Consider the following 14,878-nt stretch of genomic DNA (forward strand, 5'->3'; position numbering starts at 1 on the left):
ACGAATAGTGTGCTTTTATTTCTCTACTGGCCATGTCTCGGGGGGATTGTAATGAAGCACATCATTTTCGCAGCCGCACTTGCCCTTTTGCTATCCGCGTGCAGCGCGGGACCGACCGAGGCCGACCTCCCGCAGCAGAATGTCCTCGAGCTTGAGGTCCAAGGAATGTCATTCGTTGGAAAGGATACGATCAAGTCCGGCTGGACGACCATTCGCGTCATCAATGGAGGCGGGATGACGCATCATGCGCTCGTATATCGCCTGCCTGACGGGATCACGGCGGAGATGGTCGACGAGCAGGTTCTCAAGCCTATCCAGATGAGCCTGACTGCAGCAATTGCTGGCGATACCGAGAAAGCAGCTCAAATCGCGGCGACGATGCCCGCATGGGCAAGTAATCTTACATGGCTGGGTGGACCTGGCATGATGTCCGACGGGGTCACCGGCGAAGCGACGATGTATCTCGAACCGGGCAATTACATCGTAGAATGCTACGTAAAGACGAACGGTGTCCAGCACAATTATAACCCAGAGCCGGGCGAGTTTGGGATGGTGTTCCCCCTGACGGTGGTTGCAGATGATGGGGAAATGGCCGAACCGGATGCCAATGTGACCCTGACGCTTTCCAACACCGGTTACGAAATTTCGGATGGTGCATTCGTGCCCGGTGAAAATTCCGTAAGGGTAAGATTCGAAGAGCAGCGGCTCTACAACAATTTCGTGGGTCACGACGCACATGTCTTCCGCATCGACGATGACACCGATGTTGAAGCAGCAGCAAGATGGCCGGATTTCTTCCCGGTCGATGGCCAAGAAACCCCGGCGCCGGCCAAATTTGTCGGCGGCATTCACGATATGCCGCAGGACACTACTGGCTATTTCAGAATTACGCTCGAGCCGGGCGATTACGGAATCACCGCTGAAATACCGAATGCGAAGGAAAATGGATTCTTCCAGCGGTTTAGCGTCGGCAGTGGATAGAGGCGCCACCATCGGTTTCCCATCCTGGCCGTGGTGATCTCCGCGGTGATTAGCTAGCGTCCACTATCGAGACAGAATCGCCCTTTCGCCAGCGGCGGCTCTGGAGCGCACCGGTTTTCCTTACACCCAGAAAAAAATGCGGATTTGCGTCGGCGGGGAGTTTTACCGGCAGACAAGCGCCGGATGCTTGCTATTTTCTTTGAAAAACTGGAGCGGGCGAAGAGATTCGAACTCTCGACCCCAACCTTGGCAAGGTTGTGCTCTACCCCTGAGCTACGCCCGCTCGGCGTTGCTGCGACACTCGGGTAATCACTTGGTCAGCAGCAGTTGAGGCGCGCGGTTAGCATGGGTTTTTATACCCCGCAAGCCCCAATTCACCTCTCTAACGCTACAAATGCAAAAATATCCTTGGCATTGCCTCCTCCGACCCCACATAAAGCGCACAAGTTAAACGATTTGGGCGCGAGTCCGGGCATTTGGTCCCGCGCCATAACAGGAGCATGATGTGGCAACAGCAGGACTGACGGTTGAAGAACAGAAAGCGGTAGAGGTCTTCCAGCGGGAAGTCGTGACACCCAGCATGGACAAGCTGGTGATTCTCGATTTCTGGGCGGAATGGTGCGGACCGTGCAAGGCGCTGGCGCCGATGCTCGAGAAAGTCGCCGCCCAATATGCCGACAAGGGCGTCGTCCTGGCCAAGATCAATGTCGACGAGAATAAATTCATTGCCGCCCAGTTCCAGGTGCAGTCGATTCCCACGGTCTACGCGATTTTTCAGGGCAAGCCGGTGGCGGACCTGACCAGCGCACGATCAGAAAGCCAGTTGACCGGCGCACTGGACCAGTTGCTCGAGCAATTGCCGGTTGGCGGTGGCGAAGAACCGAAGCAGGATATCGCCCCCCTGCTCGCCATGGGTGAAGAGGTTCTGGCTGAGGGCGATGCCGAGCGCGCCGCCGGAGTCTTTGCGCAGATTGCCGACATGGCACCCGACAATGTCGAGGCGGTCGGCGGACTGATTCGCGCATTGGTGGCGGCCGACCATATCGAGCAGGCGGAAGCCGCGCTTGCCGGACTGCCGGATGAATTGCGCAGCGACCCGGCGATCGAACGGGCCCAGACGACGCTGCAACTGGCCAAGGACAAGCCGGACGCCGGTGCTCTGGAAGCCCTGCAGGCCGCTGTCGCTGCCAATGACAAGGACCATCAGGCGCGTTTTGATCTTGCCAGCGCGCTGATCGCCAATGGCGACCATGATGCCGCGGCAAAACATCTGCTGACCATTATCGCTGCGGACAAGGACTGGAACGAAGGCGCCGCACGCCAGAAATTGCTGTCTTTGTTCGAAATGGTCGGCCTGGAAGACGAATGGGTCGCCGCGACTCGTCGCAAGCTCAGCGCTGTGCTGTTCGGATGAGCGAGACCAAGCGCCTCTCGATTTTTCCGCTGGCCGGGGCGCTGCTGTTCCCCGGCATGCATCTGCCGCTGCATATATTCGAGGAACGCTATCGCGCGCTGATCAATGACGCGATGGCACGGGACCGGCGGATCGGCATGGTCCAGCCGAAGGAAGCGGGTAACCATCCGGCGTTGTTCGATATCGGCTGTCTTGGCAAGATCATTGATATCGAAGCGCTGGATGACGGCCGTTTCAATGTCGTGCTGGAAGGAGTCGCGCGGTTCCGGATCGTCGAGGAAATCGACGCATCCACGCCCTTCCGCCAGGTCCGGGCCGAGATTGAGGACGATCTGGAAAAGGATGAGGTGCTAGCCAGCGCCGAACGCGCCGCGCTGGAAATCGAATCCCGCAAATTTGCCGAGCTGCAGGGCTATCAGGTGGACTGGGACAGTATCGGCCGGCTCGATGACATGGCGTTCGTAAACGGAATTGCGCAGATCGCTCCCTTTGATGCAGCGTCGAAACAGGCGTTGCTCGAAGTCGACGGCCTGGCCAACCGTGCCGAACTGATCATCCAATTGCTGCAATTTTTCGGGCGGCAGGATGGCGATGACGACCAGGTCACCCTGCAGTGACGGGCGAATCACCTCCAAATGGTGCTGATCGGAGGGCGAATCGGACAGTGAATCCGGAATTGCTGAAAATTCTCGTCTGCCCGATGACGCGGACGGCACTTGTTCATGATGAGCAAGCAAATGAACTGGTCAGCGAGGCTGCCGGCCTTGCCTATCCGATTCGCGATGGCATTCCGGTGATGCTGGTGGAAGAGGCGCGGAAGCTGTAGATCAGCCTCCGGTCGGCCCTAGGATCATCCGCGATGCTGACTATCGGGGGAGAATGGCGAGCATGATTGCAGGCAAAGGCTTTGCCTGCAGGATCAGTGGGTCAGCCCTGATTGGCGTAAATATCCAGCGATTGCGCTTCGACACTGGAGGTGAGCGCATTATGTTCGGCCTCCGACGTCAGGATCGGGACAAAGGCAATCGCCAATGCCACGGCCGAAACGATCGAACCCCAGGTCACCAGATTCCCGAGAAGCAGTTCTCGCTCTCGCTGGTCCATCGCCTTTCTAAAGAACTTATTCATAAGGTTTACAATCTTTACACAACTCTGAACTACCGCGTTCCCCCACAACTGCGTTGAGTGGATCTCCGCTAAAACAATCTCCGGGTTGATCCGATCATGGGAGGTGGCGGATCAACCCGGATATGAATGTCCGAAGAAACCTAACGGGTGGAATGGCTTCTTCCAGACTGGCCCGGAAACCCGATGTTGCGAGGAAATATCGACCAGAATATTTCTTTCGCTGCATCCGATGCCCGATTTGGCGGAAGACAAAGTCGAAACCGGTAAACTGGGGTCTTTCTTGCCGCCGTTCCAAACAGGCCATCGCCAAGGGTCCCTTGCCGAACGCATAAGATATGAACCGATGGCCGGACTTTCATGAGTTTCAACCCGTGTCACCGACACCGAAATGTAACAGGTTAACGTTACTCCGCGATATCTGACAGAAATCCGGCGGTGTTAATGCCAAATTATCGACTTTCATTTACGCTTTGTAGCGGTAACATTGGTCTTTACCCCTCCTTAACGAGATGGGATATATTTGTTACCCTGTGAAATCGGATAGTTAGCAACCAGACCGACCATTCTGTTTTGCTAAATTATCGCCCCTGACCTAAGATTGAAAAATGACCAAAGCCTGTTGTGATACGCTGAACGAGAAAGAGAAAGAGGTTCTCCACCTGTTGCTGCTTGGCCATGACGCCAAAACCGCAGCCCGGGAAATTGACGTTACGCCTAATGTCATCAACGAACGGCTCCGGTCGGCGCGCCAGAAGCTGCAGGTTACGAGCAGCAAGGCAGCGGCCCGGATGCTGGCAGATCACGAAGGTCTGGCACCCAAATTTTTTGTGCCCAAGAATATTGGGATTGTCGAAAAGCCGAAATCAGACGCAATCTATCCCCTGCCTGGACAACAGGCAGCGACACCGGACAGGGTCAGGGAAGTGCAATCGGCTTATCAGTCCTATTCCACTTTCTCCAACTCGTTACTTTCGGTGCCGTTCCGCAAGCAGGGAGAAACGAGTAACGATCTGAGCAAGGAAGCGCGAATATGGGCCATTGCCGACTTGTCGGTCAAGCTGGCATTTTCCTTCGCCTTCGTCTGTCTCGCCGCGATGTTAGTGAGCAGGTTGCTGGATCCGAGCTGAATCTCTGCATGTTTTGTCACTAGTAAGCGCCGGTACCCGCCGGCGTCTGGAGAGTTACATGTTGAACCAACGTATTGAAGCCGCCCGCCCGATTGCCACAAAAATCAAGGAAGTGGAAAAATCTCTCAATCTGACCATGGTCCAAATGGGCGAGTTGATGAGCAGCATCGCAGCTGCCCGCATGGCCAGCGGCACCCGCTTTTCCCTGTCCGCCGGCGTTGATGCTTCCGAGAAACTGATCGCCGCTGCCGCGCAGACCGCACGCTCTTATCGCGAAGTTGTGGAAGCCCACTCGCATCTGGCTGAAGACCAGCAGGACGCCGGCCTCCGCACCGTAAGCTGGGGCGATGGCCTGGAATGCCCTCCTCCGCCATCGGGCCACGCCGAACAGGACATTTCCTATCCTCGCGCGGTTCCTAGCGCTTAAACAAAGCGAAGCTTGACCCCTCCGACATTCTTTGGTCGAGTAGGACATGGTCAGAATTCAATTATTTCAGACGCTGTTGATATTATGTTGCAGCTACGGATTAATTTGGGGCGGTCGGCCCGAGCGATATGCCGTCATCACCATAATCGTGGGTTTCTTGTTGACGATCGCGGTTGCCGCCCCTGTTTCTGAACGTTTCTCTCAAGTGGAGGTGAGGATCCTTCTCGTCGACACCGCAATGTTGGCCAGCTTTTTCTATCTTGCCTTAAACGCCGAGAGATTTTGGACAATATGGTTATGCGCTATGCAATCGATACAGGTGCTCACGCACCTTCCGATAATTATCATTCCGGAACTTCTGCCTCAGGCCTATGGAGCAGTGGTAGCGATCTGGGCTTATCCGATGCTGATCGTCTTGACAGTCGGCACATACCGGCATCAGCAACGCCTTCGGCAGTTCGGGGCCGACAGATCCTGGAGCGACTTTTCCACCTGGCGAAAATAGACAATGCGTCGGCCCTCGCTTCGGCATTGATCGCCGAATTCGGCTCGATCGGGGCAGTGATACATTCTGACAGCCGGCCCGCCAAAAACAGCTCGGCCCAGGCCATTCTTGCGCTGGTACGCGAGGCCATGCTGGTGTCCAGCAAAGACACGATGCTGGACCGCATCTGCCTGTCCAAGGCCGAAGACGTTATCGAATATCTTATCGTTGCGATGGCGCGGCTGCCGGTCGAGGAAGTCCGGGTATTGTTTCTGGACAGCAAGAACCGGCTAATCTGCGACGAAGTGGTGAGCCGGGGCTCGATATCCGAAGCGCCCATCTATCCGCGCGAGATATTGAAACGCGCGCTGGCGGTGGATGCAACGGCGCTGATCCTTGCCCATAATCATCCGTCGGGCGATCCGGAGCCCAGCGAAGGCGATATCGATGCCACACGAAGGCTGCTCAAGGCGGCCAGTGAACTGGGTTTGACGGTTCACGACCATATCATCGTTGGCAGTGAAGGCTGGAGCAGCCTTCGGCACTGGGTGTCTTTTCAGTGACGAAAATGATGATGCAGCTATCGGCGCTTTCTGTTAAAGTTGCGATCAAAGGGAGACCGGAGTAATGGCCTCACCCATTTCAGAAGAGCAACGGGCGCAGGTGCTCCGCGCTGAAACGCGTATCTTGTTACAATCGCCGGATTTCATCCGTTCGCCAGTCATGTCTCAATTGCTGAACTATCTGGTTGAAGAAGCGATTTCCAATCCGGACCATCCGCCGAAAGCCTATCAGGTTGCGGTGGACGGGCTCGGTCGTACCGAGGATTTCGACGTCCAGGCCGACAGCTATCCCCGCGTGCAAGTGGGCCGGCTGCGCAAGATGCTGGCGGCGTATTACAGCAAGCATCAGAGCGCGACACGCCTGCATATCCCGATCGGCCATTATGCGGTGGAAATATTGGACGATGACGGCACCGCACCCGCCGAACCGGAAATGGCCGGGACGGAGGATATTGGCCCCGAGGGTTCACCACCCGCCGAACCTTTTCGCGACCGCCGGTTCAATAACGGACTGGCCATCATCGGACTGCTCGCGATCCTGCTGATCGCTGCGATCAGTCTGATCTGGTTCCTGAACAGGTCCGATCCGCTCGCTTCCGACACTGCCATAAGCGCGGATTACGATACGCTGCCCCCGAAAATCTATATCGCCGTTTCGCGAGCGGAAGACGGAGTGGCAGGCAGCAGCAAGTCTGCCGAGATACAGCAATTTTTCGAAGATAGCTTTGCCCGGTCATCGCAAGTACGGCTGGCGGCTGCCGGCGGACCGGACATCGTTTCGGCGAACGGCCAGAATGCCTATCTGTTCGAAAGCCGGGTTATCGCGGGCCCGAGCGGTCCGGAAATAAAATTCCTGCTGACATCTCTGATCGAGGACGAGACGATCTGGTCTACGACGATCGCAATGCCTGCTTCACCGGCGGAGTTTCCGGAAACGCTCGGTCCGATATCGAGTCGAATCACCAGCATTTTCGGATTGGTCGCCACCGACCAGCGCAAGTATCTGACGGATGACGCGATGATCGGCTATCCGTGCCTGCTGCGCTTCGAGAGTTACCGGAACAATCGCGATCCCGAGCTGTTGCCGGTTGTTGATTCCTGCATCCAGAAATCTCTGGCTGCCGATCCGTTTGACAGCCAGATTCTTGCGGCTGCCTCGTTCATTTCCTTTCTGCGGAAAGAAGCGACCGGCAGGGAACCCAATCCAGAGCAGGGACTGGAATATGCGCGCCGCGCCATGGTGCGTGGAAGGGAGAACGCGTCGGCCAATTTCGCGCTCGCCAGATCGAGTTTTTTCAACGGCAATTGTAGCCGGGGCAAGGAATTCGCCGAAAAAGCCGCTGCGCTAGATCCCTATGAGGCCACTATCCAGGCCCAGACCGGTGCTTTTCTCTTCGGTTGCGGCGATCCGGCAGGCACCAGATATCTGAGGCGTGCGATTGCCCTGGATCCTCGTGGCTCGCTGGTCGCGGAGACCGCGCTGGTGCTCACTCTGATGGCGGAAGGCAAAAATGAGCAAGCGTTGGAATATGCGGAGCAGATCGTTCCGTCCAGCACCGCTGCCGGGCCTTATTATGATATAACCATGGCGATGGTCTATGCCAGAAATGGCAGAACGCAGGACGCTCGAACGTCATGGCGGCAGTTGGTTGCCACCTATGGCACCGATCAAGACGAGAATCCCGAGCAGTTGCTCAAGCGCCTGATCACCAACCCTATGCTGGCCGAACGCGCATTGCAGCAACTGGTGAAGAGCGGCTTGATCACCGAATAGGCGCACAGCCACGACCGGTCGTATCGGCAATTGAACCTTTTCGGCCGCGCCGCAAACTCCCTTTGCCACAGCGGCTTGCGCAAAAAGCGAGATCATGGCTGCCGGTGGGAGGGACCCGCGATACAGTCGTCAAAAACTTGCGTTCAGTCCGTCGACCACGAATTGCACGGCCAGCGCGCCGAGCAGCACACCAAGAACACGCGTAATCACCGCCTCGACCTTGTTGCCGAGAACCCGCATCAACGGGCCGGCTGCAATCAGCCCCAGCAAGGTGAGCAACAGAACCGAGCCCAAGGCGCCGAGAATCACCAGCGCGTTATCGATACCGTCATGCTGGGACGTCAGCAGCATGACCGCCGCGATCGATCCCGGTCCGGCGATCATCGGCATCGCCATCGGGAAGATCGATACATCCTCGATCTCCGGCTTTTCCATTATTTCCTGCGCTCGGTCCTCGCGCCGTTCGGTGCGTTTCTCGAACACCATTTCCAGCGCGATGAGGAACAGCATGATGCCGCCGGCAATGCGAAAACTGTCGAGGCTGATGCCGAGCGCGCCGAGCATCTGTTCGCCGAACAGGGCGAACACCAGCAAGATGACCGCGGCGACGAATATCGCGCGGATGGCCATGATCCGACGGTCGCGCGGTGGCGCGCTGCTGGTCAGGCTGGCGTATATCGGTGCGCAGCCTGGCGGATCGATCACCACGAAAAAAGTGACGAATGCGGAGATGAAAAGCTCGATCATGATGCCGGCGCGTCGACCCGATATTCGTGCACGCGCTTGAAGCTGCCGTCATCCTGCGCAAGGTCGACAAAGACGATGCGCCCGCCGCCATCAACAGAAGACGCGTTCCAGACCAGACTGCCGTCGGCCGAGCGGCCCTCCCCGGTTCGCTGTGCCGGCGGGAAACCGGCCGGAATCTTGGCTTTGCACGATGCGACTTCGGTCTCGACATAGTCGGGTTCCGCCAGCGGTGTCGCCAACGGCACGCCGTCATCGAATATCCATTTCCATTCCACGTCCCTGCCGGGCCTGCGCTTGCCGAAATCTTCCTGCTGCCAGATGGTGGTGAAATGGCCGGTGGTTCCGCCAGCGCTTTGCCAGGCACCGGTGGAGACACCGATGCTGCCATCGCAGGACATGTAGACTTTATGCGGCTGCCAATCGACCGCCTGTGCCGGATCGGCCTTGCCCTTCAACCATTGCTGCGCGTTGACCAGCCCGGGCGTGAACATGATCGCCTCGTCGGCAGCGGTTTCGCGAAAAGCGGACCACTGGCCCTCTTCCTGCGCCAGCCGCGCGAAGGACAATTCCGCCTGCACGATCGCGCTGGGATTGGCAACGGCCTTGCCCATCACCCGGTTGTAGCGTTCGCGGTCGCCGGGACGCCCGCCACCGCTCGCACAGCTCGACAGGATCAGCGCGATTCCGATAGCGGCAAATATTCGCATTAGAGACCTTCCGGTTTTTCCAGTCCGGCGCGCGCGGATGCAGCGACCAGCGTATTGCGCAATAGCACTGCAATGGTCATCGGGCCAACCCCTCCGGGTACCGGCGTGATCGCCCGGACATGATCCATGGCTTCCGCGGTCGCAACATCACCGACCAGACGGCCCTTTTCCTTGCCTGGTTCGGGGTCGAGTCGATTGATACCGACATCGATCACCACCGCGCCGTCCTTCAGCCAGTCGCCCTTGACCATCTCAGCCCGGCCAACGGCGGCGACGACAATATCGGCGCGGCGAACGACGTCGGGAAGATCGCGGGTTCGACTATGCGCCATGGTGACGGTGCAATTTTCACCGAGCAGCAACTGCGCCATCGGCTTGCCGACCAGAATCGAGCGGCCGACGACAACGGCGTCGAGGCCGGTGAGGTCGCCCAAAGTATCTTTCAGCAGCATCAGGCTGCCCAGCGGCGTGCAGGGAATCAGCGCGTCTTCGCCACTGGCCAGCCGGCCGGCATTGATCACGTGCAGGCCGTCCACATCCTTGTCCGAATCGATCGCCATGACCACGGCTTTTTCGTCGAGGCCCCGGGGCAGCGGCAGTTGCACCAATATGCCGTCCACACTCTCGTCGGCATTCAATTGCTCGACCAGCGTGATCAGCTCTTCCTGCGCAACATCGGCGGGCAAGCGGTGCTCGAAGCTTTCCATGCCGGCGGCAATGGTCGCCTTGTGCTTGGAGGCGACATAGACCTGGCTGGCAGGGTCTTCGCCGACCAGAACAACGGCCAGACCGGGCGCACGCCCCGCCTGCTTTACAAAAGCCGGCACGGCGTCCCTGATCCGTTCGCGCAGGCCGGCAGCAAAGGCCTTGCCGTCAATGATCTGCGCTGCGGTCAACTCAGGAGCGCCTGGGCTATCGGTGGCAGGATGGCATCCTGCAGGATGATAATGCCGATGATCACCACCATCGGGGTCAGATCAATGGCTCCGAAATCCGGCATTATTCTGCGGATCGGGCGGTAGATGGGTGCAGTCAGCGCATCGAGCGTGGTCCAGATCGCGCGGGCGATATCATTTTGCAGATTGATCACATTGAACGCGAGCAGCCAGCTCATGATCGCCTGCACGATGATGACGGTGATCGCCACGTTGAGCAGGATGGAAATAATTTGAAGTAGTGCGAATGCCATGATCGGACCTTTATCGATAATCTGCCATAGCGACTAGAGCTTTGTCGCCACCAATGCCAGAAATTTACTGTGTCACCAATATAAGACAGCAGTCGGATTATTCAACCGGCAGAAAACCGTCCTTGACCAGCGTACCCGCGCCCTTGCTGGTGAAGATTTCGAGCAGCATCGCGTGTGGAATACGACCATCGAGTACGACGGCAGCATCGACCCCGCCCTGCACCGCGTTGACGCAGGTTTCCAGCTTCGGAATCATCCCGCCGGAAATCGTGCCTTCGTCGACCAGCGCCTGGATTTTTTGCGGGTCGAGATCGGTCAGCAACTCCCCTTCTTTGTCGAGCACGCCGGGGACATCGGTGAGCAGGAACAGGCGCGCCGCGCGCAGGGCCGAGGCGACCGCTCCGGCCATGGTGTCGGCGTTGATATTATAGGTTGCACCATCGTCACCCACACCGATCGGCGCGATGACCGGGATCATCCCGGCCGCGGAAATCTTGTCGACGACGCTGCGATCCACTCTTCTGGGCTCGCCGACATAGCCGAGATCGATGATCCGTTCGATATTGCTGTCCGGATCGCGATTGGTGCGTCGCAGCTTGGACGCCTTGACAAAGCCGCCATCCTTGCCGGAAATGCCGATGGCGCTGCCGCCGGCCTGTCCGATCCAGCTGACCAGTTCCTTGTTGATCGCGCCGGAGAGTACCATTTCGGCGATTTCCGCGGTTTCCTTGGTGGTGACGCGAAGGCCGTCGACAAATTCGCTCTCGACACCGACCCGCGCCAGCATCGCACCGATCTGCGGACCGCCACCGTGGACGACCACCGGATTGATTCCGACCGCCTTGAGCAGCACGATATCCTGAGCAAAATTGCGCGCGAGCGTGGCATCGCCCATGGCATGGCCACCATATTTAACGACAAAGGTCTTGCCCGCATAGCGCTGCAGATAGGGCAAGGCATCGGTGAGCGTTTCCGCTTTGGCAAGCATGGCGGGATCGGGTGCGTGATCGGTCATGGGCGTCTTTCTGTCTAGCCGGGCGGCAATTGCAAGTGTTTAATCAGCTTTGGACAATGCTTTCACTGTTTCCAGCGTGCCGGCAACATGGCCGTGCGGCTTTTTCGCGCTGTGGACAAAGACGATTTTCCCCTGCTGATCGATGACATAGCTGGTCCGGTTGGTCATGGCGAGACCCGGCGCCATGCGGACCTGATAACCGTTGATGATCTACTCATCCGCCCGGGCAACCGCGAACCTGTTGCGGCATTCGGAGACGGAGAATTTTTTCAATCCCTCTATATCGTCGGCTGACATGCCGATCACGGTGGCTCCGGCGGCGTTGAAGTCGGCTGTGGCTTCGGCAAACATATTGGCTTCTATCGTGCAGCCCTCGGTAAAGACCTTGGGAAAAAAATAGAGCACGACGGGACCGTCTTTCAGCGTGTCGGCCAGCGAGAACCGGAATTCCTTGCCGGCCAGCGCGCCGGTGGTGGTGAAATCCGGAGCGGTGGCACCGATTTCCAGCGGCGCGGCATTGGCGCTGCGGGTGTTATAGACAAAGGCAGAGCCGCCGATAATCGCCGCCGCCAGCAAGATCACGATCCACTTTTTCACATTCTCACTCCTGCTCGAGCTGCGCCTTGAGGGCGTAGAGCTGGTCCAGCGCCTCGCGCGGGGAGAGCGCATCTACGTCGAGCGCGCCCAGCGCCTCCCGCAAACCGTCGGATTTCTCCTCCACGTCCGCAAGGCTTGCAGCGAAAAGCGGCAAATCACCAAGCCCTGCTGCCAGTCCACCGGTTTCCGCCTTGCCGGCTTCCAGCTTGTCGAGCACCGCCTTGGCGCGGTTGAGGACCGGCTTGGGGATGCCCGCGAGCTTGGCCACTGCCAGACCATAACTGCGATCCGCAGGTCCGTTGGCCAGTTCGTGCAGCAGCACCAGATCACCCTTCCATTCGCGCGCCCGCACATGGTGGAGCGACAGCGCGTCGAGCCGGTCCGCCAGCCGGGTCAGTTCGTGATAATGGGTGGCGAAAAGGCAGCGGCAGCGATTGGTCTCGTGCACCGCCTCGACCACCGCCCAGGCCAAAGCCAGACCGTCATAGGTCGATGTGCCCCTGCCCACTTCGTCGAGAATGACGAAACTATTCTCGGTTGCCTGTGACAGGATCGCCGCGGTTTCAACCATCTCGACCATGAAGGTCGAGCGGCCCTGGGCCAGATTGTCCGATGCGCCGACGCGGCTGAACAGGCGGTCGACCAGACTGAGCCTCGCCGAGGCTGCCGGCACATAGCCACCGGCTTGCGCCAAAATCACAATCAGCGCATTTTGCCGCAGGAAGGTCGATTTACCGCCCATATTCGGACCGGACACCAGCCACAGGCGCTCGTCCTGTGCCAGACAGCAATCATTGGCGACGAATGGATCGCCCTTGGCCGAGAGCGCGGCTTCGACCACCGGATGCCGACCAGCCTGAATATCGAGTATATTGCCGTCGACAAATTCGGGACGGCACCACTGACCTTCGGCAGCCCGCTCGGCCAGCGCCGCCGCGACATCGATCCGGGCCAGCGCGTCGGCGCTTTCACCGATTTCCTGTTTGCGAGCGAGCACCTTTTCGACCAGTCCCTCGAAATGGGCCGCCTCGGCAGCCAGCGCATGGACTCCGGCCTGCGATACCCGCACCGCTTCTTCGTGCAGGTCGGTCGAGTTGAACCGCACCACCCCGGCGAGTGTCTGACGATGGGTGAAGCCGGAATTTTCAGCCATCAGGCTGTCACCATGTCGGGCGGGCACTTCGATGAAATAGCCGAGCACCGCATTATGCTTGATCTTGAGCGTATTGATCCCGGTTGTCTCGCGATAGCGCGCTTCCAGCGTGGCAATGGCCTGACGGCCGTCGGAACCGGCGCTGCGCAACTCGTCGAGCGCAGGATCAAAGCCTGTGGCGATATAGCCGCCGTTGGTCATATCGGTGGGCGGCGTTTCGACCAGCGCCTGCTCGAGCAGATCGACCAGCGCGGCATGGCCGTCGAGCGCGGGCAGGATATGGTCAAGCAGTTCGGGCAGGCCCGCCAATTGTGCCAAGCGTTCGCGCAACAGCCGCGCGCCTGCCAGTCCATCGCGAATCTGCCCGAGATCGCGCGGACTGCCCCGCCCCGCCGAAACGCGGCCCAGCGCCCGGCCGATATCGGGCAAAGCCTTCAGACCGGTACGGACATCGTCACGGATCGCCGATCCGTCATGGAACCACTGGACCAGCCCGAGCCGGCGATTGATCGGTTGTTCGGCGAACAGCGGTGCGGACAGATCGCGGGCCAGCAAGCGGGCCCCCGCGGGTGTCACCGTGCGGTCGATGGAATGGAGCAGACTGCCCTCGCGTCCGCCGGCCAGCGTCCGGTCGATTTCCAGACTCGCCCGGGTCGGCCCGTCAATCGACAGAAACTCGCGTGTCTCCCGCCTTCTGGGAGGGTGGAGATAAGGAGTATGGCCCTGGGATACATGGTTCACATAGGCGACGAGACCAGCGGCGGTGGCCAGCTCGGCCCGCGAAAATTCACCCATGCCGTCGAGCGTCGCTACGCCGAAATGTTCACGTAGCCGCTTTTCGGCCCGGCCGCTGTCGAAATTGTCCCTGTCCCAGCCGGTCGCCTTGTGCAGCCGGGGCAGCAGCGACGGTGGACAGATGATTTCCGATGGCGCAATCCGGGCAAGCTCCCCATCCAGCGCGTCGTCGGATACCGTTGCCAGCTCGAAATTACCGGTCGAAATATCCGCCGCGGCCAGTCCGATCTCGCCCTGTATCTCGGCCAGCGCGACCAGCATATTGTCACTGCGCGCGTCGAGCAGATTGTCTTCGGTCAGGGTGCCTGCAGTCACATAGCGGATGATGTCCCGCGCTACCAAAGCCTTGTAGCCGCCGCGTGCCTTGGCCTCGGCCGGGGTTTCCGTCTGCTCGGCAATTGCCACCTTGAAACCGGAACGGATGAGCTTCGCCAGATAGCCTTCCGCCGAATGAACCGGCACACCGCACATCGGTATTGAATCCCCGGCATTTTTGCCGCGCGAGGTCAGCGCTATATCGAGCGCCGCCGCAGCCAGCTTGGCATCCTCGTAGAAGAGCTCGAAAAAGTCGCCCATCCGGTAGAATAGCAGGCAATCGCCGGCCTTTTCCTTGAGCGCGAAATATTGCTCCATCATCGGCGTGACCTTGGCCGCTTTCGGCGCGGGGTCTTTTGCCCGCTTGTCTGCTTTGTCCCGAGTCTGGATTGCCATGGGCCTGCGATAGCGGACTGTGGCGGGACATAAAAGAGTAGCGATCCCATCCTATTGATTTTTACT

15 protein-coding genes, 1 tRNA gene and 1 pseudogene are annotated in these 14,878 nt (G+C 58.9%); 8 read left to right on the forward strand and 9 right to left on the reverse strand.

The window, feature by feature from the left end; genetic code table 11:
* The first annotated feature begins 51 nt into the window (after window positions 1–51).
* Window positions 52–981: a hypothetical protein gene (locus SPHFLASMR4Y_RS07665; RefSeq protein ID WP_089133009.1), complete on the forward strand. Its 930-nt coding sequence runs from the start codon at window positions 52–54 to the stop codon at window positions 979–981.
* Between the two features lie 208 nt (window positions 982–1,189).
* Here SPHFLASMR4Y_RS07665 and SPHFLASMR4Y_RS07670 read toward each other — a convergent pair.
* A tRNA-Gly gene (locus tag SPHFLASMR4Y_RS07670) sits at window positions 1,190–1,264 on the reverse strand.
* A gap of 222 nt (window positions 1,265–1,486) precedes the next feature.
* Between SPHFLASMR4Y_RS07670 and SPHFLASMR4Y_RS07675 the strand changes: the two genes are divergently transcribed.
* The 3 genes from SPHFLASMR4Y_RS07675 (at window position 1,487) to SPHFLASMR4Y_RS07685 (ending at window position 3,221) form a co-directional block, all read left to right on the forward strand.
* Window positions 1,487–2,395, forward strand: a complete 909-nt coding sequence (locus tag SPHFLASMR4Y_RS07675; RefSeq protein WP_089133010.1) for a tetratricopeptide repeat protein — start codon at window positions 1,487–1,489, stop codon at window positions 2,393–2,395.
* Window positions 2,392–3,012 (forward strand): LON peptidase substrate-binding domain-containing protein, encoded by a 621-nt coding sequence (locus tag SPHFLASMR4Y_RS07680; RefSeq protein WP_089133011.1) that lies wholly within the window; start codon window positions 2,392–2,394, stop codon window positions 3,010–3,012. The genes SPHFLASMR4Y_RS07675 and SPHFLASMR4Y_RS07680 overlap by 4 nt, the downstream gene beginning before the upstream one ends.
* An 83-nt stretch (window positions 3,013–3,095) precedes the next feature.
* Entirely contained in the window at window positions 3,096–3,221 is a 126-nt protein-coding gene (locus SPHFLASMR4Y_RS07685) for a Trm112 family protein (protein ID WP_089134762.1), read from the forward strand.
* Window positions 3,222–3,322: 101 nt separating this feature from the next.
* On the opposite strand, the gene SPHFLASMR4Y_RS16875 is transcribed toward SPHFLASMR4Y_RS07685, so the two are convergent.
* On the reverse strand, window positions 3,323–3,523 hold the full coding sequence (locus SPHFLASMR4Y_RS16875) for a hypothetical protein (protein WP_145955479.1): 201 nt from the start codon (window positions 3,521–3,523) through the stop codon (window positions 3,323–3,325).
* A 605-nt stretch (window positions 3,524–4,128) separates the two neighbouring features.
* Here SPHFLASMR4Y_RS16875 and SPHFLASMR4Y_RS07690 point away from each other — a divergent pair.
* The 4 genes from SPHFLASMR4Y_RS07690 to SPHFLASMR4Y_RS07705 all read left to right on the forward strand — a co-directional run bounded on the left by SPHFLASMR4Y_RS07690 (window position 4,129) and on the right by SPHFLASMR4Y_RS07705 (window position 7,898).
* A complete protein-coding gene (locus SPHFLASMR4Y_RS07690; RefSeq protein ID WP_089133012.1) occupies window positions 4,129–4,650 on the forward strand; it encodes a helix-turn-helix transcriptional regulator in 522 nt (173 codons plus the stop codon).
* A gap of 58 nt (window positions 4,651–4,708) precedes the next feature.
* Complete coding sequence (locus SPHFLASMR4Y_RS07695; RefSeq protein WP_089133013.1) at window positions 4,709–5,077, forward strand: hypothetical protein; 369 nt, start codon at window positions 4,709–4,711, stop codon at window positions 5,075–5,077.
* Window positions 5,078–5,638: 561 nt separating this feature from the next.
* Window positions 5,639–6,124 (forward strand): RadC family protein, encoded by a 486-nt coding sequence (locus SPHFLASMR4Y_RS17070; protein WP_186266079.1) that lies wholly within the window; start codon window positions 5,639–5,641, stop codon window positions 6,122–6,124.
* Window positions 6,125–6,188: 64 nt separating this feature from the next.
* Window positions 6,189–7,898 carry a tetratricopeptide repeat protein gene (locus tag SPHFLASMR4Y_RS07705; RefSeq protein WP_145955480.1) on the forward strand — a complete coding sequence of 570 codons (1,710 nt, stop codon included), beginning with the start codon at window positions 6,189–6,191 and terminating at the stop codon, window positions 7,896–7,898.
* Window positions 7,899–8,027: 129 nt separating this feature from the next.
* Here SPHFLASMR4Y_RS07705 and SPHFLASMR4Y_RS07710 read toward each other — a convergent pair whose 3' ends face one another.
* The 7 genes and pseudogenes from SPHFLASMR4Y_RS07710 to mutS form a co-directional block, all read right to left on the reverse strand.
* Window positions 8,028–8,645, reverse strand: coding sequence for a MarC family protein (locus SPHFLASMR4Y_RS07710; protein WP_089133016.1), 618 nt, complete (start codon window positions 8,643–8,645; stop codon window positions 8,028–8,030).
* Window positions 8,642–9,352, reverse strand: a complete 711-nt coding sequence (locus SPHFLASMR4Y_RS07715) for a hypothetical protein (protein WP_089133017.1) — start codon at window positions 9,350–9,352, stop codon at window positions 8,642–8,644. The genes SPHFLASMR4Y_RS07710 and SPHFLASMR4Y_RS07715 overlap by 4 nt, the downstream gene beginning before the upstream one ends.
* On the reverse strand, window positions 9,352–10,248 hold the full coding sequence (gene folD / locus SPHFLASMR4Y_RS07720) for a bifunctional methylenetetrahydrofolate dehydrogenase/methenyltetrahydrofolate cyclohydrolase FolD (protein ID WP_089133018.1): 897 nt from the start codon (window positions 10,246–10,248) through the stop codon (window positions 9,352–9,354). Before folD ends, SPHFLASMR4Y_RS07715 begins: the two co-directional genes overlap by 1 nt.
* Complete coding sequence (locus SPHFLASMR4Y_RS07725) at window positions 10,245–10,541, reverse strand: YggT family protein (RefSeq protein WP_089133019.1); 297 nt, start codon at window positions 10,539–10,541, stop codon at window positions 10,245–10,247. The genes folD and SPHFLASMR4Y_RS07725 overlap by 4 nt, the downstream gene beginning before the upstream one ends.
* A gap of 97 nt (window positions 10,542–10,638) precedes the next feature.
* Window positions 10,639–11,556: an acetylglutamate kinase gene (argB, locus tag SPHFLASMR4Y_RS07730; protein WP_089133020.1), complete on the reverse strand. Its 918-nt coding sequence runs from the start codon at window positions 11,554–11,556 to the stop codon at window positions 10,639–10,641.
* Between the two features lie 39 nt (window positions 11,557–11,595).
* Window positions 11,596–12,153: pseudogene (locus SPHFLASMR4Y_RS07735) on the reverse strand (peroxiredoxin).
* 4 nt (window positions 12,154–12,157) lie between these two features.
* Window positions 12,158–14,737, reverse strand: a complete 2,580-nt coding sequence (gene mutS / locus SPHFLASMR4Y_RS07740) for a DNA mismatch repair protein MutS (protein ID WP_089134763.1) — start codon at window positions 14,735–14,737, stop codon at window positions 12,158–12,160.
* Between the last annotated feature and the right edge of the window lie 141 nt (window positions 14,738–14,878).

Source organism: Sphingorhabdus sp. SMR4y (assembly GCF_002218195.1).
GTDB lineage: Bacteria > Pseudomonadota > Alphaproteobacteria > Sphingomonadales > Sphingomonadaceae > Parasphingorhabdus.